The 17,812-nt window shown below is 68.9% G+C and carries 15 protein-coding genes; 6 read left to right on the top strand and 9 right to left on the bottom strand.

Features of this window, described 5'->3' with window-relative positions; genetic code table 11:
- Positions 1-7 precede the first annotated feature (7 nt).
- The 5 genes from FOF45_RS05705 to FOF45_RS05685 form a co-directional block, all read right to left on the bottom strand.
- Positions 8-2,542 carry a DNA topoisomerase I gene (locus FOF45_RS05705; RefSeq protein WP_158983021.1) on the bottom strand — a complete coding sequence of 845 codons (2,535 nt, stop codon included), beginning with the start codon at positions 2,540-2,542 and terminating at the stop codon, positions 8-10.
- Between the two features lie 200 nt (positions 2,543-2,742).
- A complete protein-coding gene (locus FOF45_RS05700; RefSeq protein ID WP_158983020.1) occupies positions 2,743-3,741 on the bottom strand; it encodes an RDD family protein in 999 nt (332 codons plus the stop codon).
- Between the two features lie 80 nt (positions 3,742-3,821).
- A complete protein-coding gene (locus FOF45_RS05695; protein ID WP_158983019.1) occupies positions 3,822-4,310 on the bottom strand; it encodes a DUF494 family protein in 489 nt (162 codons plus the stop codon).
- A 75-nt stretch (positions 4,311-4,385) separates the two neighbouring features.
- Complete coding sequence (gene dprA / locus FOF45_RS05690) at positions 4,386-5,519, bottom strand: DNA-processing protein DprA (RefSeq protein WP_158983018.1); 1,134 nt, start codon at positions 5,517-5,519, stop codon at positions 4,386-4,388.
- A 76-nt stretch (positions 5,520-5,595) separates the two neighbouring features.
- Positions 5,596-6,744 (bottom strand): LysM peptidoglycan-binding domain-containing protein, encoded by a 1,149-nt coding sequence (locus FOF45_RS05685; RefSeq protein WP_158987250.1) that lies wholly within the window; start codon positions 6,742-6,744, stop codon positions 5,596-5,598.
- Positions 6,745-6,933: 189 nt separating this feature from the next.
- Here FOF45_RS05685 and def point away from each other — a divergent pair, with 189 nt between their 5' ends.
- The 4 genes from def (at position 6,934) to FOF45_RS05665 (ending at position 11,508) form a co-directional block, all read left to right on the top strand.
- Positions 6,934-7,449, top strand: a complete 516-nt coding sequence (gene def, locus FOF45_RS05680) for a peptide deformylase (RefSeq protein WP_158983017.1) — start codon at positions 6,934-6,936, stop codon at positions 7,447-7,449.
- A 109-nt stretch (positions 7,450-7,558) separates the two neighbouring features.
- Positions 7,559-8,479, top strand: coding sequence for a methionyl-tRNA formyltransferase (gene fmt / locus FOF45_RS05675; protein ID WP_158983016.1), 921 nt, complete (start codon positions 7,559-7,561; stop codon positions 8,477-8,479).
- Positions 8,476-9,771 carry a 16S rRNA (cytosine(967)-C(5))-methyltransferase RsmB gene (rsmB, locus tag FOF45_RS05670; protein ID WP_158983015.1) on the top strand — a complete coding sequence of 432 codons (1,296 nt, stop codon included), beginning with the start codon at positions 8,476-8,478 and terminating at the stop codon, positions 9,769-9,771. The genes fmt and rsmB overlap by 4 nt, the downstream gene beginning before the upstream one ends.
- Before the next feature lie 66 nt (positions 9,772-9,837).
- Positions 9,838-11,508, top strand: coding sequence for an ArnT family glycosyltransferase (locus FOF45_RS05665; RefSeq protein ID WP_158983014.1), 1,671 nt, complete (start codon positions 9,838-9,840; stop codon positions 11,506-11,508).
- A gap of 9 nt (positions 11,509-11,517) precedes the next feature.
- On the opposite strand, the gene FOF45_RS05660 is transcribed toward FOF45_RS05665, so the two are convergent.
- From FOF45_RS05660 to FOF45_RS05645, 4 genes are read right to left on the bottom strand one after another with little or no spacing between them, the layout of a single operon-like run.
- Complete coding sequence (locus FOF45_RS05660; RefSeq protein WP_158983013.1) at positions 11,518-12,636, bottom strand: glycosyltransferase family 4 protein; 1,119 nt, start codon at positions 12,634-12,636, stop codon at positions 11,518-11,520.
- The gene (locus tag FOF45_RS05655; protein ID WP_158983012.1) at positions 12,633-13,475 is read right to left on the bottom strand and encodes a glycosyltransferase family 2 protein; all 843 of its coding nucleotides are present in this window, start codon (positions 13,473-13,475) and stop codon (positions 12,633-12,635) included. The genes FOF45_RS05660 and FOF45_RS05655 overlap by 4 nt, the downstream gene beginning before the upstream one ends.
- Complete coding sequence (locus FOF45_RS05650) at positions 13,472-14,680, bottom strand: O-antigen ligase family protein (protein WP_158983011.1); 1,209 nt, start codon at positions 14,678-14,680, stop codon at positions 13,472-13,474. The genes FOF45_RS05655 and FOF45_RS05650 overlap by 4 nt, the downstream gene beginning before the upstream one ends.
- Positions 14,681-14,685: 5 nt before the next feature.
- On the bottom strand, positions 14,686-15,573 hold the full coding sequence (locus FOF45_RS05645; RefSeq protein WP_158983010.1) for a glycosyltransferase family 2 protein: 888 nt from the start codon (positions 15,571-15,573) through the stop codon (positions 14,686-14,688).
- A gap of 327 nt (positions 15,574-15,900) precedes the next feature.
- Here FOF45_RS05645 and FOF45_RS05640 point away from each other — a divergent pair, with 327 nt between their 5' ends.
- Positions 15,901-16,716 (top strand): glycosyltransferase family 2 protein, encoded by an 816-nt coding sequence (locus FOF45_RS05640; protein WP_425481893.1) that lies wholly within the window; start codon positions 15,901-15,903, stop codon positions 16,714-16,716.
- Between the two features lie 34 nt (positions 16,717-16,750).
- Positions 16,751-17,812: a CDP-glycerol glycerophosphotransferase family protein gene (locus tag FOF45_RS05635; RefSeq protein ID WP_158987248.1), complete on the top strand. Its 1,062-nt coding sequence runs from the start codon at positions 16,751-16,753 to the stop codon at positions 17,810-17,812.

Here is a 17,812-nt window from a genome sequence, read left to right as displayed (position 1 = left end):
GTTTCCGTCAGGCCTTCGCCGCCTTCTTCGCGGCTTTCTTGGCGACCTTCTTCGCCGCCTTCTTCGCCGCCTTCTTCGCCGGCGCCTTGGTCGCGGTCTTCTTGGCGGCGGTCTTGGTCGTCTTCTTTGCGGCCTTCTTGGTCGGCGCCTTCTTGGCGACCTTCTTCGCCGCGGGCTCCTTCTTCGCGGTTTCCTTCTTCGCCTTCACCGCCGGCGCCTTCTTCGCCGCCGCCTTGCGGCCGAAGCGGCCTCGCACCGGCTTGCCTGTATCGGCGAGCAGCTGCGTCACTTCCTCCAGCGTCAGCGACGCCGGCTCACGATCCTTCGGGATCTTGCCGTTGAGTTTGCCGTCGCTGATGTACGGACCGAAGCGGCCGTTGAGCACCTGGATGTCGCTGTCGTCCCACTGCTTGATGATGCGGTTGCGCGCGATCTCTTCCTTCTGCTCGATCAGGAACACCGCGCGCGCCAGCTCGATCGTGTACGGATCGTCTTCCTTGGTCAGCGAGGCGTAGGTGCTGTCGCGCTTGGCGAACGGACCGAAGCGGCCGATGCCGACGCTGACTTCATGGTCGTTGCTCAGGCCGAGCTTGCGCGGCAGCTTGAACAGCTCCAGCGCGTCTTCCAGCGTGATCGTGTGCATCGACTGGCCGGGACGCAGCGAGGCGAAATCGAGCTTCTCGTCGGTGTCCTTGTCGCCGATCTGCGCATACGGCCCGAAGCGGCCCAGGCGGACGCTCACCGGCTTGCCGCTCTTGGGATCGGTGCCCAGTTCGCGCGCGCCGGTGGCTTCGCTGCGATCGACGGATTCGGTCTTGTCCTCGACCAGTTCCTTGAACGGGCCCCAGAACTTCTCCATCAGCGGGACCCACTCTTCCTCGCCGCGCGAGACGGCGTCGAGTTCGTCCTCGAGCTTGGCGGTGAAGTCGTAGTCCACGTAGCGGGTGAAGTGCGAGCTGAGGAACTTCGACACCGCGCGGCCCACGTCGGAGGGACGGAAGCTGCGACCTTCCATTTCCACGTACTTGCGGAACAGCAGGGTCTGGATGATCGAGGCGTAGGTCGAGGGACGGCCGATGCCGTATTCCTCGAGCGCCTTGACCAGCGCCGCTTCGGTGAAGCGCGGCGGCGGCTGGGTGAAATGCTGGTCGGCGTGGATGCGGTCCAGCGGCACGCGGTCGCCGATCTTCATCGACGGCAGCTTGCGGCCTTCGTCTTCGTCCTCAGCGGCCTTGCTGTCCTTGCCTTCCTCGTACACGGCGAGGAAGCCCGGATCGACCACGGTCGTGCCCGAGGCGCGGAAGCTGTGCTCGGCGCCGGCGGCGAGGTCGATCGACACCGTGTTGAGCGTGGCCGGCACCATCTGCGAGGCGACGGCGCGCTTCCAGATGAGTTCGTAGAGCTTGCGTTCGTCGTCGGTGAGGTGGCGCGCCACCTGCGACGGCGTGCGCAGCGCCGAAGTCGGGCGCACGCCTTCGTGCGCTTCCTGCGCGTTCTTGGACTTGTTCTGGTACGTGTTGGGCTTGTCGGGCAGCGCGCGCGTGCCGTAGTCGCGTGCGATCACGTCGCGGATCTCCGACACCGCATCGACCGACAGCGTGACCGAGTCGGTACGCATGTAGGTGATCAGGCCGACCGTGCCTTCCTCGCCGATCGCCACGCCTTCGTACAGCTTCTGCGCGACCTGCATGGTCTTGCGCGTGGTGAAGCCGAGCTTGCGCGCGGCTTCCTGCTGCAGGGTCGAGGTGGTGAACGGCGCGGCCGGACGGCGCTTGCGCTCCTTGCTGGCGACGTCGGTGACGTGCAGCGCACCGTTGGCCGCGGCCGTGATGCGCTTGCGCGCGTCCTCGGCGGTGTCGCCGTCGGTGACGGTGAACTGTTCGAACTTCTTGCCGTCCAGCTTGTTGAGCTTGGCGGTGAAGGCCTGCGACGGATGCGCGCACTCGGCCTCGATGGACCAGTACTCGCGCGCGACGAAGGCTTCGATCTCCTCCTCGCGCTCGACGATCATGCGCAGCGCCGGCGACTGCACGCGGCCGGCGGACAGGCCGCGCTGCACCTTGCGCCACAACACCGGCGAGAGATTGAAGCCGACCAGGTAGTCGAGCGCGCGTCGCGCCTGCTGGGCATCGACCAGGTCGCTGGCGATGCTGCGCGGCTGGGCCATCGCTTCCTTGATCGCGCGCGGCGTGATCTCGGTGAACACCACGCGGTGCAGCGGCTTGCCTTCGAGCAGGCCGCGTTCCTTCAGGATCTCGGCGATGTGCCAGCTGATCGCCTCGCCTTCGCGGTCCGGGTCGGTCGCCAGGTAGAGGGTGTCGGCGGTCTTGGCGGCCTTGGCGATGGCGTCGACGTGCTTCTCGTTCTTGTCGATCAGGTCGTAGCGCATGGCGAAGCCGCGCTCGGGATCGACCGCGCCCTCCTTGGGCACCAGGTCGCGGACATGGCCGTAGGAGGCCAGGACCGTGAAGTCCTTGCCGAGGTATTTGTTGATCGTCTTGGCCTTGGCAGGCGACTCGACGATGAGGAGATTCTTGGCCATGGGGGCTCCGCAGTACCTGTCCCGGTGCTGCGATGGGGGCGGATGGTGGGCTAGAGAAGGCTACGCCCGCGGCATCCGACCGCGGGCGTCGAGGGACCTTCCTTTTTTATTGAGGCCATGCGCCGGCAGCGCCTGTCAAGCACGACCGTGTGAAGCCCGTGACCGGCGCCCCACGGCGACGGCCATTCAGGTTCGCCCGGTCAGCCCGCGCTGGCTGCCGCCGCGCGCTGGAGGTAGTCCTGGTAGGCCGGGATCGCGACGGCCATCATCAGGCCGACGTAGGCCACCGCCAGCAGGGCGCCCAGCACCAGCACCACGATGGCCACCGTGCCCAGGCCGCGCTGCTGCCTGTCCGGCCGCGAGGTGTAGGCCCAGCGGTCCACGACCAGGGTGCTGGCGACCATGTCGTGCAGGCCACGCTTGCGCTCGGTGAAGGCGGCCATGACGTAGCCGATGTAGAGCGTGAAGTAGCACAGCAGGTGCGAAGCCCAGCGCCCGAACGCGTGCATGCGGCTCAGGCGCCGGCCGTCGGCGTCGGCGACCTTGATGCCCACGGCCATCTTGCCCAGCGTCGCCTGCGCGGTGGAGGACTCGAAGCCGATGTAATACAGGCCGCTGATGACCGGATAGGCGAGGTAGATCACCGCGAACATCGCCATGATGGGACCGGCCGCCGCGCCTGCGTTGTTGGAGCCGATCGCCCCGAACGCAGCCGCGCCGACGAAGATGAACATCACGATCATGACGATGTAGTACGCGATGCTCACCACGATCGCATCGATCACCAGGGCCGCCACGCGGCGCCAGAAACCGGCGTAGACGACGTCGGAGGCATCGAGCGCGGCGTAGGTGCCGGTATCGCTCACGCTGGCGCGTGGCGGCGCGTACGGCGAGGACGGCTCGGCGTAGGCAGTGGATGCGGCGTACACGGACGCCTGCGCGGCGCTGGCGCCCGCGGTGGCGGCGTACGCCGGCGATGCCGGAATGGCCGGGGGCTCGGGTGCGCGGCGGGCGGGCTGGATGCCGTCGAGTTCGAGCTCCTCGGAGAAGCGGTCGAGGGGCTGCCAATCGCGGGCGCCGGAATGCCACGCCAGCGTGTCGCGCTGGACCTGGCCATCGCGGTAGGCCGTGCGCACGTCGTCAGCCGCCATCGGTCCGACCCGGCCCTGGCCGGGCAGGTGGTAGTACCACTCCGTCATGTCGTCCCCTTACGTCCGTTGCGCGGACCGTCGGCGGCCCGCCTTGCGCCTCCCGGGCGCGGTGCAGCGTCCCCCGACGCTCAGTGCACCGACTCGGGCTCGTCCTCGAACATCTGCGTTTCCATCCAGGCGTAGGCCGCTTCGGACCCCGGCTGGTTGAACAGCACCATCAGCACGACCCACTTCAGGTCGTCCACGTCGATTTCGTCCTGGTCCAGCGCCATTGCGCGGTCGAGCACCAGCTCGCGCTGGTCCGCGTCGAGCACGCCGTGCTGTTCCAGGAAAAGCAGGAAGCCGCGGCATTCGACGTCGAGCTTGTCCAGCTCCGGCCCGAAGAACACCCGGACCGGACCGTTCGCGCGCGGGGCACTGGCGCTGGGCCGTTGCTGGGCCAGCGCGTCGAGCCATTCGAATGCCTTGTTGATCTCCGCGGGACTGAAGCCGGCCTTGCCGAGTTCGTCGAAGAGAGGGCCGCTGCGGAGCGAATCCCGGTCGCGGACGAGGTCCGCATCGTCAGTGAAGTAATGCTCGAACAGGTACAGCAGGACGTCCAGGATGCTCTCTTTCATTTCCCTCGGCCTGCGCCGCTCGCGGCGCGGTGGGCAGAACTTGCGGGTGACCCGCCGCCGCCCGGGATCGCGTCCTCAGCGGCTGCGGAAGTACCGGCCGTGCTGTGAAGCGACACGACCATCAAGCTCCATGAGCAGCAGCATGGAGGACACTGCAGCGGCCGTCAATCCAGTCCGCATGACCAGCTGATCCATAGCGGTTGGGTCGTGACCGAGGGCGTTCCACAAGTTCTGGTAGTCGGGATCGTCCCGTCCGGAACCGCGTCCGACTTGGTCGGCGACCCCTTGGCCGGCATGGATGGGGGCGCCGAGACGGGTCTGCAAGTCCCGCGCCAGCAGCGTTGCCTGTGGCGCGAGCGCGGCAATGACCTCATCGGCGGTCTCGACCAGCGCCGCGCCATCGCGGATCAGCCGGTGGCAGCCGCGCGCAAGCGGGTTGTGGATCGAGCCGGGTACGGCGAACACGTCGCGTCCGGCCTCGCTTGCCAGGCGCGCGGTGATGAGCGCACCGGAACGCTCGGCGGCCTCGATCACCAGCGTGGCCAGGCTCAACCCGGCGAGGATGCGGTTGCGGCTCGGGAACTGGAACGCCAGCGGGCCCGTGCCCGGCGGGTACTCGCTGACCACGGCGCCGCTTTCCGCGATGCGCGCGTGCAATCCGGTGTTGGTGCGCGGGTAGGGAATGTCCGGCCCGGTGCCGAGCACCGCGACAGTGATGCCGTGGATCGCCAGCGCTGCCTCATGCGCCGCGGTGTCGATGCCGGCGGCCATCCCGCTGGCGACCGACAGTCCGGACGCCGCGAGCGCGCGGGCGAAGTCGCGGGCGTTCTCGCGGCCGGCCGGCGTGGGGGAGCGGCTGCCGACCACCGCCACCGACGGATGCCAGAGCAGGGCCGGATCGCCCGCGACGAACAGCGCCAATGGCGGGTCCGGGCTGCGTCGCAGCTGCGGCGGATAGTCCGGGTCGTTCCAGCCGAGGAGATGGTGGGTGGGGCTGTCGAGCCATTCGCGCGTCAGCGTTGCGATCCTGCAGGGTCGCGACAGTGCTTCGATCTGCGCTTGCGACAGGCCCGCGTCGCGCCACGCAGCGGGTCCGGCATCTAGCGCGGCGATGGCGTTGCCGTGGCGTTCGAGCAGGGTCCTGCGCGGCGCGGCGGCGCCTGCGGCGGCGATGAGGGTGAGCAGGGCGCAGGCATCGTCGGACGGCATCCCGCCATGCTGGCCCGCAAACGACGACGGCGCCCTAGGGCGCCGTCGCGAGATCGTATCGGAAAGTTCCGGCCGGTCAGTTGCTCGCGTCCGGATGCTTCAGGCGGTAGCCCAGGCGGGTCGGACGTACGCCATCCATCACCAGCGCGTAGCTGACCTTGTCGAAGGTGCGGAACACCATGACGTGGCTGGCGAACTCGTCGGGCAGCTTCACCTTGCTGCCGCGACCATGCGCGTCCGGGCTGCGGTCGATGCCGGCCTGCACGCGGTCGACTTCGACATTGCCCTGGCGCCAGGTCGAGAACACGGTGCCGTTGTCCACGCCGTCGGCCGTGCCGACCGACAGGGCGACGACGTCGCGAGTGCCGCCGCTGGTGACCATGTCGGCCACGGCGATCACGCGTGCCTTCTCCACCGGCAGTTCCTGGGCCGGCGCGTGCGGCATGAACTGCAGGTCGTAGGACTGCGCGTCGACCGGGATCAGGCGGTCGCCGACGCGGACTTCATTGCCGGTGCTGTCGATGACCAGCGTGGCGGCTTCGGCGTCGCCGACCAGGCCGCGGCTGATGGTGCCGGTGGTCTGGCGGGCCAGCTCGTAACCCAGCGGTTCGCCGCCGCTCGGCGGGATCTGGTACGCCCACAGGCTCTCGGTGCCCCAGCTGCGCTGGCCGCGGAAGTCCAGCGACTCGGCGCGACGGCCGGAGTTCTCGCAGCAGCGGTCCGGGTCGATCGTGATGTAGCGCTGGGTCGGGCGCACCACCATGTAGCGCTGTCCCGGCTGTGCGTCCGGCAGGCCCTTGATGTAGGCGACCTGGTTCAGGCTGCTGCGCAGGCGGTCTTCTTCCAGGCCGACCACGTACGGCAGGCTCTCGAACTCGTCGACCACGCGCAGGTCCTTGAGGAAGGCCTCCACGTCGGACAGCGGGATCGCGTTGATCGGGGCTTCCTGGCGCGGGCCTTCCTGCAGCGCGACGCGGTCCAGGTAGGCCAGGGACAGGACGTCGCCCGGGTAGATCAGGTGCGGGTTCTTGACCTGCGGATTGGCCTGCCAGATCTCCGGCCACAGCCACGGCTTCTTGAGGTATCGGCCGGCGATATCCCAGAGGGTGTCGCCCTTCTTCACCACGTAGGTGTCGGGGTGATCCCCCGCGACCTGGGCGGAAACGCCGTAAGCGGCGACCGTGAGCAGCGCAGCGGCCATCACCGTGCGCAGCGGTTTGAACATGACCATCGGCAATCCCCTTACTGCCCCTGAACCGCTGCCCCGCGGGCAGCTTCCCCACACGCGTGGTGAGCGGGGCCCCGCGGCAATATAGCCCAGAAGAACCACAGGGTTGCAAGCCTCGTCGCCCCATAACGGGGTTACAATCACGCTACTTCTTGCGGTTGTGACACACGCCCCCATTTCCCCGACATGGCTCAGCTTCCCATCCTCGAATTCCCGGATCCGCGCCTGCGCACCGTCGCCGCGCCGGTCGATGCCGCGCGCGTGACCTCGCCCGAGTTCCAGAAACTCGTCGACGACATGTTCGAGACGATGTACGAAGCCCCGGGCATCGGCCTGGCCGCCAGCCAGGTGGACGTGCACCAGCGCTTCATGGTGATCGACGTGAGCGAGGAGAAGGACCAGCCGATGGTCTTCATCAATCCGGAGATCGTCGCCCGCGACGGCGAGCAGGTGTACCAGGAGGGCTGCCTGTCGGTCCCGGGCATCTTCGCCGATGTGACCCGCGCCAACCAGATCACGGTGAAGTTCCTCGACCGCAACGCCCAGCCGCAGACGCTGGACGCCGATGGCCTGCTGGCGGTGTGCATCCAGCACGAGATGGACCACTTGGCCGGCAAGCTGTTCGTCGACTACCTCTCGCCGCTCAAGCGCGAGATGGTGCGCAAGAAGCTCGCCAAGGCACGTCGCCAGGCCGCAGCCTGACCTGCGGCGATTCGTGATTCGCGGTGCGTGATCCGGACCTGTCCGGCCACGCATCGCCTTGCGCCGCTCGCACGAACCACCACGCACGAATCACGAGTCACGAACGCCCATGCGCATCGTCTTCGCCGGTACCCCCGACTTCGCCGTTCCGTGCCTGCGCGCCGCCGCGCAGCGTGGCGAGGTCGTCGCGGTGTACACCCAGCCCGATCGCCCTGCCGGCCGTGGCCGCGAACTCACGCCGTCGCCGGTCAAGCGCGAGGCACTGCTGCGTGGCATCGACGTGGTGCAGCCGGAGAACTTCAAGAGCGTCGTGTCGAAGGACGCGCTGCGCGCGCTGCAGCCTGACCTGATGGTCGTGGTGGCGTACGGCCTGATCCTGCCGCAATCGGTGCTCGACATCCCCACCTACGGTTGCTGGAACGTGCATGCGTCGCTGCTGCCGCGCTGGCGCGGTGCGGCGCCGATCCAGCGCGCCATCGAAGCCGGCGACGCCCGCAGCGGCGTGTGCCTGATGCAGATGGAGAAGGGCCTGGACACCGGTCCGGTGCTGCTGTCGCAGGCGCTGGACATCGGCGACAACGAGACCGGCGGGCAACTCCACGATCGCCTCTCGCAGCTCGGCGCGCAGGTGCTGGCCGACGGCCTCGGCCTGTTGCGTGCGGGCATCCGTCCGGTGCCGCAGCCGCAGCCGGAAGAGGGCGTGACGTACGCGCACAAACTCGACAAGGCCGAAGCGCGACTGGACTGGTCGCAACCGGCGGTGGCGCTCGCGAACAAAGTGCGCGCGTTCAATCCTTGGCCGATGGCAGAAGCCGTGGTCGCTGGCGAACGCCTGCGCCTGCACGGCGCGGTCGCGCTCGACGAAGGGCACGACGCGACGCCGGGCACGCTGCTGCGCGCCTCGCGCGATGGCCTCGATGTCGCGTGTGGTCGCGGTGTGCTGCGCATCCGCGTGCTCCAGCGCGACGGTGGCAAGGCGGTTACTGCTGCCGATTACCTCAACGGCCGTCCCGACCTGAGGACGCCATGAGCACGGGCGCCGCACCACGGGCCGTCGCGGCGCGGGTGCTCGACGCAGTCCTGCACCACGGCCGTTCGCTCAAGGCCGAACTCGCCCAGGTGCTGGTGACGCTGCCGGACCCGCGCGATCGCGCGCTGGTCGAAGCCATATGTTTCGCCGTGCTGCGCCAGCCCATGCGCTACGAAGCCGCGCTCAATGCGTGGATGCCGCGACCGTTGCCGCGTCGCGACAGCGAACTCAAGTCGCTGCTGTTCGTCGGTCTCGCCCAGCTCGATCCACTCCAGTTGCCCGCGCACGCCGCGGTCGGCGCGACGGTCGAAGCGGCACGCACGATCGGTCGCCGCCACCAGGCCGGACTGGTCAATGCGCTGCTGCGCCGCGCGCAGCGCGACGGCATTCCGCCCGGCGACCCGCACGCGCACTGGCCGCGCTGGCTGCGCGAACGCATCGTCGCCGACTGGCCGCAGGATGAAGCGCGCGTGCTCGAGGCGAGCGCCGCCACGCCGTCGATGTGGCTGCGCGTGAATCCGCGCGTGCAGTCGCGCGATGTGTATCTCGCGACACTGGCCGCGGCGGGCATCGAGGCGCAGGCCGACGACGCCTGCGTCGATGCGCTGCAACTGGAAACGCCGTTGCCGGTCGCGTCGTTGCCGGGTTTCGCCGACGGTACGGTGTCCGTGCAGGACCTGTCCGCGCAGCAGGTCGCCGATGCGCTCGCACCGGCAAGCGGCGCACGCGTGCTCGATGCCTGCGCTGCACCCGGCGGCAAGACCGCGCACCTGCTCGAGCGCGAGGCGTCGCTGCGTATCACCGCCATCGACGTGGACGATCGCCGGCTCGAACGCGTGCGTTCCAACCTGCAGCGCCTGAGGCTCGGCGACGCGCGACTGATCGCCGCCGACGCCGCCGACACCGCGGCGTGGTGGGATGGCGAGCGCTTCGATGCAGTGCTGCTCGACGCGCCGTGCTCGGCGACCGGCATCGTGCGCCGCCAGCCCGACGTGCTGCAGCACCGGCGCGCGTCGGACCTCGACGCACTCGTCGCCACGCAGGCGCGCCTGCTCGACGCGCTGTGGTCCACGCTCGCGCCCGACGGCGTGCTGGTCTACGCGACCTGCTCGATCCTCAAGGTCGAGAACGAAGCGCAGATCGAGGCGTTCCTCGCACGTACGCCGGACGCGGTGGTCGACCCGCTCGACGAACGCTTCGGCCGCACCGCTGGCGCGGGTCGTCAGCGCCTGCCGGGCGAGCGCGGCGGCGACGGGTTCTTCTACGCCCGCCTGCGCAGGCAGGTCCGCTGACACCCGGGCCCGCTGACGTCCGCGGGCTCTGACAAAGTTTCAACACGCGGCGGCTACCATCCGCGCATGCCGACGTCCCCCCGTCCCCGCGATACCTGGCTGTTCTGGATCATCGCCCTGCTGGTGCTCGGCGCCGGCCTCGGCCTGCGCGATCCCTGGCCCGCCGACGAACCGCGCTTCGCCCTCGTCGCCAGGCACATGGTGGAGAGCGGCGACTGGCTGTTCCCGCATCGCGGCCAGGAGCTGTATTCGGACAAGCCACCGTTGTTCATGTGGCTGCAGGCGATCTTCTACTCGCTGTTCGGCAACTGGCGCGTCGCGTTCCTGCTGCCGTCGCTGCTTGCCGCGCTGGGCACGCTGTGGTGCGTGGTCGACCTCGGATCGCGCCTGTGGACGCGCCGGGTTGGACTGTACGCGGGCTACGCGCTGCTGTTCGCGCTGCAGTTCACCTGGCAGGCGAAGAAGGCGCAGATCGATCCCCTGGTGGTGTTCTGGATCACGCTGGGCAACTACGGCCTGTTGCGGCACGTGCTGCAGGTCGCACGCAACCGTGGGCCCGACTGGCCGATGTGGATGCTCGGCTGGGCCGCCGCATCGCTGGGTCTCATCACCAAGGGCGTGGGCATCCTCGTGCTGCTGATGCTCATCCCGGCCGGCATTGCGTCGCTGCGCGGCTGGGACGTGAAAGTGCACGTGCGCGATCCGAAATTCTGGCTCGGTCCGCTCGCATTCGTGCTCGCCGCGGGCGTGTGGCTGGTGCCGATGCTCGTGGCCGCGCTTGGCCACACGAGCCCGGAATACGGTGCGTACGTCCACGACATCCTGGTGCGGCAGACGGCAAAGCGTTACGGCTCGTCGTGGGATCACGGCCAGCCGGCGTGGTACTTCCTGGAAGTGATGGCGACGATGTGGTTGCCCACCGTGCTCGTGCTGCCGTGGGCGATTCCCGCGTGGTGGCGCCGCCTGCGCCGGCGCGATCCGCGCTACCTGCTGCCGCTGGCGTGGTGGCTGCTGGTGCTGGTGTTCTTCAGCATTCCCGGCGGCAAACGCGACATGTACATCCTGCCCGCGCTGCCGATGATGGCGCTGGCGCTCGGCCCGCTGCTGCCGGGCCTGCTCCGCCGTCGCGGCGTGCGCCGCACGGTGTCGACCTTCACTTGGATCTTCGTGGGCGCGATGCTCGTCGGCGGTCTGGCGATGTGGTTCGGCAATCCGGGTTTTGAGCGCAATTTCGTCGCCGCACGCGGCATCGAAGCGGAAGCGCATGCATTCGCGATCGCCATCACCGCGCTCGGATTGTTCGGCGTCGCCTGCCTGCTCTGGTCTGGACGGCGTCGCCCCGAAGTCGCGATGGCCGCGACGCTGGCCGCAGTGTGGGTCGTATTCGGCCTGGCGATCGCGCCGCTGCTCAACGATTCCTCGTCATCGCGCGGCTTGATGACCGAGACCGGCCGCCGCATCGGCCCGGACGCGGAACTCGGACTGGTCGCGTGGCGCGAGCAGAACCTGCTGATGGCCGATCGCGAGGTCGCGGAGTTCGGTTTCAAGGTGCCGTTCGACGAGCAGATGCGACGCGGACTGGAATGGCAGCGGCGATCGCCGGGCACGCGCTGGCTGCTGGTGCAGGACATCGCGCTCGCGCCGTGCGTCGATGTCGCGCGCACGCAGCACATGGGCAATGCGAACCGTCGTGGCTGGACGCTGGTGCCCGGCGTGGCCGCGGCGTCGTGTCGCTGATCGGGCGGATCAGCGCGGCAACAGCTGTCGATACACCGCTTCGGTGCGTTCGACGAACAGGCCCACGTCGAACTCGCGTTCGGCACGCGCGCGCGCATCCGCGCCCATCGCGGGAAGGCGATCGCGTTGCGCAAGGACATCCAGCAACCGCTGCGCCAGCGCGTCGATGTCACGCGTCTTCGTGATCCAGCCTTCGCGGCCGTCGTCGATGTTCTCCGGCAGGCCGGCGTAGTCGCTGAGCAGGACCGGCTTGCCCATCGCCATCATTTCGCGGCAGGCGAAGGAGATCGTCTCCACCGCGTGCGACAGCACGAAGCCCAGGTCGATCGCCGCGACCATCGGCCGCGTGTCGGCCAGCACGCCGGCGAACTGCACCTGCGAATCCAGGCCCAGCGCGGCGATGCGCTGGCGTTGCGCTTCGTTGGGCAGACGGCCGGCCAGCACCACGCGGAAGCGTTCGCGCGCGTCCTGCGGCAGCCGTGCGAGCGCCTCGACCAGATCAGTCCAGCCCTTGTAATCGGCGGTGCCCGCGTTGCTGCCGAGCAGCAGCACATCGTCCGCGCCGCCGGTCCAGCGTTCGCGTTCGGTCGTGGCGCGATCGACCGGCCACGGTCGCCAGTGCGCGACGTCGATGCCGTTGTACACAACCTCGATCCGGCAACGGCGGTACGGCGTATCCATCAGTTCGCGGCGGGTGAACTCGCACACGCCGATCACCGCATCGGTGCGGCGCGCGCGCAGCCAGTGGCCGAGGCCCTGCATCGGTTTGGTGTTGTGCTTGGTCAGCACCACACGCGGTCGCGGCGACACGCCGGACAATGCCGACAGGACGAGGCGCTGGTCGGCCGAGCCATTGACATGGACGATGTCGAACGCTTGCGTGCGCAGGTAATCGCGCAGCTGGCGCTTTGCGCGCAGGCGCGCGGGCAGGCGCTTGAGGCCGTTCGGGAACGGCTGGTCGAGCACGTGCACGCCTTCGATCGCGCGCGCTTCGCGGTTTAGGCGGCTCGACGCCGGTACGGCCACGTGGACCTCATGGCGCGCGGACAGTCCCTGCGCCAGCGTTCGGAGGTAAGTGGTGTGGCCGCCGCCGTCAGCGTCGTGGAAATTTGTGTAGAGGATCTTCATGCGCGCGGCGTCGCGCCTTCGAGCAGGTCGGCGTGGGTGTCGATGCCGCGCTCGCAGCGAGTGACCTTTCGCACGCGCGTCTCGTGGTAGAGACGGTTGTTGGGCAGATCCATGTCATCGACATCGACCGGCGCGCGCGAGTTGTGCCAAAGGTGCGCGGCCAGTGCCGCCCACTTCAGTGCGCGGCGCTTCACTCCGGCGTTCTCCAGACGTGCGGCCAGTTCGCGATCCTCCGCGCCATAGCCTTCCATGCGCTCGTCGAAGCCGTTGACGCGCAGCAGGTCGTCGCGCCAGAAACTCATGTTGCAGCTCATCACCCGGCCGCCGCTGCGCGAGCGCGACTTCCAGCGCGCCAGCCACGGCTGGTGGAACGCGTACAGCCTGCGCGTGCCGTCGAATTCGTCGAAGTCCGCATCCGCCCACGGCGCGAACACCGGCGACTTGCCGGCCAGCAGACGCTGCGATTCGGCGCGGCTGGCCTTGATCCGCCCGCCCTGCAGGAAGAAACCGCGTTCGGCGAGCGCTTCGTGGTCGGCGATGAACTGCGGATGCAGGATCATGTCGCCGTCGATGATGATCACGTAGTCGCCACGCGCGGCGGCGATGCCGCGATTGCGGCAGCGCGCGGCGCGGAAGCCGGCGTCTTCCTGCCACACGTGGCGCAGCGGCACCGGCAGCGTCGCGGCGTGGCGCGCGATCACCTGCGCGGTGTCCGCGCCGGAACCGTCGTCGGCCACCAGCACCTCGTCGGGCATGCGCACCTGGCGCGCGACGCTTTCGAGCACGCGGTCGAGCGCGTCGTGCCAGTTGTAGGTGAGGACGACCAGCGAGATCTTCATCGCGAGTTCTCGACCTCGGCTACGCCGGTCGGACGCTTGAGCGCGAAGCACAGCGCGACTGGCAGCCACAGCACCAGCCAGCCCGGGCGCGGGCTGTCGAGCAGATGCGGCAGGTCGAACTGCACCATCACCATCGCGAATACCCAGGTCGACAGCACCAGCCGGCCCAGCGGTTCGGTGCGATGCACCCAGCCGCGCCACGCGACGGCCAGCCAGATCCCCGACCACAGCAGCAGCCCGACCAGCCCCAGCTCGATCGCGAGCTGGCTGAAGAGGTTGTGCGCGTGGGTGAGCGTTTCCTTGCCGACGTGGATCAGGATGTCGGAGCCTTGTCCCAGCCCGATCAGCGGATCGGTGCGGAACAGGTCCCACGCGCCCTGCATGATCGCCGGCCGCAGCGACCAGCCGCGCTGGATCATCGCCGGCAGGTACAGCAGCACGCAGCCGATGCCGACGATGGCCACGATCATGCCCGCGCGCCACGGGCGCCGGCTGCGCGTGATCGCCAGCACCAGCAGCGAAGCGAACATCGCCGCCCACGCGCTGCGGGTGAAAGTCAGCAGGACGAACAGCGCCAGCACCGTCCAGGCGATCGCCTTGGCCAGGCGCAGCCCGCGCTCCGGCGTACGCCACACGCTCAGCCACAGCAGGGCGGCGCCCATCGCGGCGGCGGCGAGGTTGGCGTTCGCCATAACGCCGAAACCGGCCTGGCGCGAGTCGGGGTTCGGGAAGAACTGGTACCAGACGATCGCCGCCGCCGCGATCGTCGCGAGCACGAATGCGCAAAGCGTCAGCAGTCGGCGGATGTGGGTTTCGTCGTTGCCGGTCCCGCGGAACCAGGCGAACAGGAACACCGCGATGCTCAGGTTGCGCGCGATCTCGTCATCGGGCCGGCGCGCTTCGCTCCACAGCAGCGACAGCACGCCCCAGCCGAGCAGCGCGAGCACGGCCGGCACCAGGGGCTGGCGCCAGAACGCGGCGGCCTGGCCCGGACGGAAAAGGCAGATCAGCGCCGGCAGGTACAGGGCGAAGCCGACCAGGTACTGGTAGGGCTTGCCGGGGTTCAGCGAAGGGCCGGCCGGCATGATCGCCATGCCGATCACCAGCCATGCCAGTCCCACGCGCAGCCATGCGCCGAACATCGCGTCGGTCGACGCGGTGTCCACCCACGTGGGCGACAGGCGGGAGTGCAGATTCCATTTCATGTTGCTCAACCGGCCTGCGTCCTCAGGTCGGCCGGCGGCTGCGCGAACTCGTCGGCATGCTGCGACAGCCCCAACTCGGCGCGCGTGCGGCCATCGCGACGGGTCTGCGCGAGCAGCTTGTTGTTGGGCAGTTCGGGATCGGCCGGATCGACCAGGCCGGAGCTGCCGTGCTCCAGGTGCAGGGTCAGCGCCGCGAACTTGATCTGGCTGCGACGCAGGCCGGCGTGGCGTAGGCGTGCGTCGAGTTCAAGGTCCTCGCTGCCGTAGCCGACCATGCGCTCGTCGTAGCCGTTGACGCGGACGAGATCGTCGCGCCAGAAGCTGACGTTGCAGCCCATCGGATGCCCGCTCGCACGCGCCTTCAATCGCGCCAGCCACAGCGCGCGCACCGAATGGTGGCGGCGGCCGTAGTGGTAGGTGCCGCGGTCGTTGTCGTCGCGGTAGTACGCGTCGACGAACCAGCCAAAGCGCGGCGCACCGCCAGCGAGCAGGCGTTTGGCTTCGGCCGCGGTCGTGCGGATGCGCGTGCCCTGCAGGAACCGGCCCGGGCGCGCGAGCGTGAGGTGGTCGGCGATGAACTCCGGATGCAGCAGCATGTCGCCGTCGAGCTGGATCACGTAATCGCCGCGCGCGGCGGCGAAGGCGCGATTGAGCGCGCGTGCGCGGCGGAAGCCCTCGTCGGCCTGCCAGACGTGGCGCAGCGGCACCGGGAAATCCTGCGCCAGTTCGGCCAGCATGCGCGCGGTGTCATCGCGCGAACCATCGTCGGCGACGATCACTTCGTCCGGCAGGCGGCTCTGCGCGGCGACGCTTCTCAGCACAAGCGCGAGAGCTTCCTTCCAGTTGTAGGTGCAGATCACCAGCGAGACGGTGGGCGATGAGGTTCCGGACATGCGTGGGCCTGAGGAAGTCCTGGGGTCGCTCGGGGGCATCCTGCCTTCCCGCACGCGGGAGACGTTGCCTCGCCGGGCGAGAGCGCCAGTATCGTACGCGGTCGCCGGGGGCCTGACAGCGTTCCGGCCGCGTACGGGAGGGGAGTCCTCCGACGCGGTCATGCCCCAGCCAGCAACGTCGAAGGACGGGGCTTCAGGACTGTGACGCAGCGCGCGTCGCGAGCCGGCCGGCTCAGGCGGGGTTCATGGCGCCGGCAAGACGTGCGTCGTGGGTGAACCCGTCGCTGCCGCGCGGGAGCCCATGACGGATCGGCTAAGATGCCGCGCATGGCCGCGCTCCCGATTTCGCTCATCGTCATCACGCACAACGAGGCCTCCAACATCGCCCGGTGCCTCGACAGCGTGCCGTTCGCGGCCGAGAAGATCGTGGTCGACAGCGGCAGCACCGATGGCACCCAGGACATCGCGCAGGCGTGCGGCGCGCGCGTGGTCCAGCAGGAATGGCTGGGCTTCGGACCGCAACGGAATTTCGCCTCGACCCTGTCCAGCCACGACTGGATCGTGGTGCTCGACGCCGACGAGTTCATGACCGATGCCCTGATCGCCGAGTGCGCGCGCGAGCTGCCCGCGATCATGGCGTCCGACAACGCCGCGGTCTGGCTGCGCCGCGAGACCTGGTACATGGGCGCGCCGATGCGCTGGTACCGGCCGCTGCGCGGTGAGGTGAAGGCGCGCATCTACCATCGTGATCGCGCGAAGTGGACGAACGCGCGCGTGCACGAGTCGCTGGAGTTCGACGGCAAGGCCGCATCGCTGTCCGCGCCTTTCAGCCACCGCAACAACCCCACGCTGGTGCACAAGCAGCTGAAGGTGCTGCGCTACTCCGAACTGAAGGCGCTGGACTGGTTCGAACACAAGCGCGGTGTGTCGATGTGGAGCGCGCCGCTGGTGTTCGTCGGATCGTTCATCAAGGACTACGTGTTCCGACTCGGCTTCATGGACGGCTGGCGCGGCTTCATCCTGTCGCAGGTCGCGGCCAGCTACGCGATCTACAAGCGCATGCGTTACTACGAGATGCAGCGCGATCCGCAGACGATCGACGAAGCCCGCAGCCAGCTCGTGAAGCACGGGCTCGAGCACTGATCACCGCCACGCCATCCAACCCCATCCCATGAGCATGCCCAACGTCCTGCTGGCCGCCCGCGAGCGGTATGCACTTCCGATCCTGCAACCGCTGGCGCAGGCGTACGCCGCGGCCGGGTACGCGGTGCATGCGTGGTTCGACGGACCGCTGGCACAGGCCGGCGAGTCGATGCCCGGCCCGGTGCGGATGCTCGACCTGCGGGGCGTCGTCGCGCTCAAGCCCGCCGCCGTGCTGTGCGCGATGGACTGGATCCCGCCGTTCTTCGGCGGCGCCAAGGTCCAGCTGTTCCACGGCTTCAACACCAGCAAGCATTCGGACAACCGCGGGCATTTCCGCATCCGCAACCTGTTCGACCTGTACTGCACACAGGGTCCGGCGACCACGCTGCCGTTCCAGGCGCTGTCGCGCGAGCTCGGTCACTTCGCCGTAGTCGAGACAGGCTGGTCCAAGCTGGATCCGTTGTTCCGCGACGACGGTGGTGCGGCCGCGCGCATGCGTGCCCGCGCGCAGGGCCGACCCGTGGCGATGTTCGCCTCGACCTTCACCGAGCGCGTCAGCGCCGCACCGCACCTGTACGACGCCATCGCCGCACAGATCGCGCGCGGCGACCGCTACTGGCTGCTGACCCTGCATCCGAAGTGCCCGCCGGAGCTGTTCGAGCGCTATCGCGCGCTCGCCTGCGACAACGCGTCCTTCGTCGAGCCGGAGGACATCGTCACGGCGCAGCGCGCGGCCGACGTGCTGCTGTCCGACACGACCTCGGTGGTTCCGGAGTTCGCGGTGCAGCACAAGCCCGTGGTCACGTTCCGCCACCGGATGCCGCAGAACTACATGCTCGATTTCACCGAGGCCGATCGCCTGCCGGAGATGCTCGAGCGTGCATTCGCGCCGACACCGGAGCTGATGCGCGCCATCGCCGATTACGCCAACTCGATCCATCCGTACCGCGACGGGCATTCGTCCGAGCGCGTGATCAAGGCCGTCGAGGACCTGCTGGCGGGCCGCCTGGGAACGCTGAAGCCCAAGCCCGTCTCGGCGAAGCTGCGCGCACTGCAGATCCGCAATCGCCTGAAGTATTGGGGCCCGGCGGGCTGA

Source organism: Lysobacter panacisoli (assembly GCF_009765165.1).
Taxonomy (GTDB): domain Bacteria; phylum Pseudomonadota; class Gammaproteobacteria; order Xanthomonadales; family Xanthomonadaceae; genus Lysobacter_J; species Lysobacter_J panacisoli.
Note: the sequence above shows the minus strand (reverse complement) of the source record. Positions and strands in the feature narration are given on the sequence as shown.

Bases quoted from the DNA above. Each gene is read 5' to 3' on its own strand.
- FOF45_RS05705 (WP_158983021.1), bottom strand. From the start codon at position 2,542: ATGGCCAAGAATCTCCTCATCGTCGAGTCGCCTGCCAAGGCCAAGACG.
- FOF45_RS05700 (WP_158983020.1), bottom strand. From the start codon at position 3,741: ATGACGGAGTGGTACTACCACCTGCCCGGCCAGGGCCGGGTCGGACCG.
- FOF45_RS05695 (WP_158983019.1), bottom strand. From the start codon at position 4,310: ATGAAAGAGAGCATCCTGGACGTCCTGCTGTACCTGTTCGAGCATTAC.
- dprA (WP_158983018.1), bottom strand. From the start codon at position 5,519: ATGCCGTCCGACGATGCCTGCGCCCTGCTCACCCTCATCGCCGCCGCA.
- FOF45_RS05685 (WP_158987250.1), bottom strand. From the start codon at position 6,744: ATGTTCAAACCGCTGCGCACGGTGATGGCCGCTGCGCTGCTCACGGTC.
- def (WP_158983017.1), top strand. From the start codon at position 6,934: ATGGCTCAGCTTCCCATCCTCGAATTCCCGGATCCGCGCCTGCGCACC.
- fmt (WP_158983016.1), top strand. From the start codon at position 7,559: ATGCGCATCGTCTTCGCCGGTACCCCCGACTTCGCCGTTCCGTGCCTG.
- rsmB (WP_158983015.1), top strand. From the start codon at position 8,476: ATGAGCACGGGCGCCGCACCACGGGCCGTCGCGGCGCGGGTGCTCGAC.
- FOF45_RS05665 (WP_158983014.1), top strand. From the start codon at position 9,838: ATGCCGACGTCCCCCCGTCCCCGCGATACCTGGCTGTTCTGGATCATC.
- FOF45_RS05660 (WP_158983013.1), bottom strand. From the start codon at position 12,636: ATGAAGATCCTCTACACAAATTTCCACGACGCTGACGGCGGCGGCCAC.
- FOF45_RS05655 (WP_158983012.1), bottom strand. From the start codon at position 13,475: ATGAAGATCTCGCTGGTCGTCCTCACCTACAACTGGCACGACGCGCTC.
- FOF45_RS05650 (WP_158983011.1), bottom strand. From the start codon at position 14,680: ATGAAATGGAATCTGCACTCCCGCCTGTCGCCCACGTGGGTGGACACC.
- FOF45_RS05645 (WP_158983010.1), bottom strand. From the start codon at position 15,573: ATGTCCGGAACCTCATCGCCCACCGTCTCGCTGGTGATCTGCACCTAC.
- FOF45_RS05640 (WP_425481893.1), top strand. From the start codon at position 15,901: ATGGCCGCGCTCCCGATTTCGCTCATCGTCATCACGCACAACGAGGCC.
- FOF45_RS05635 (WP_158987248.1), top strand. From the start codon at position 16,751: ATGCCCAACGTCCTGCTGGCCGCCCGCGAGCGGTATGCACTTCCGATC.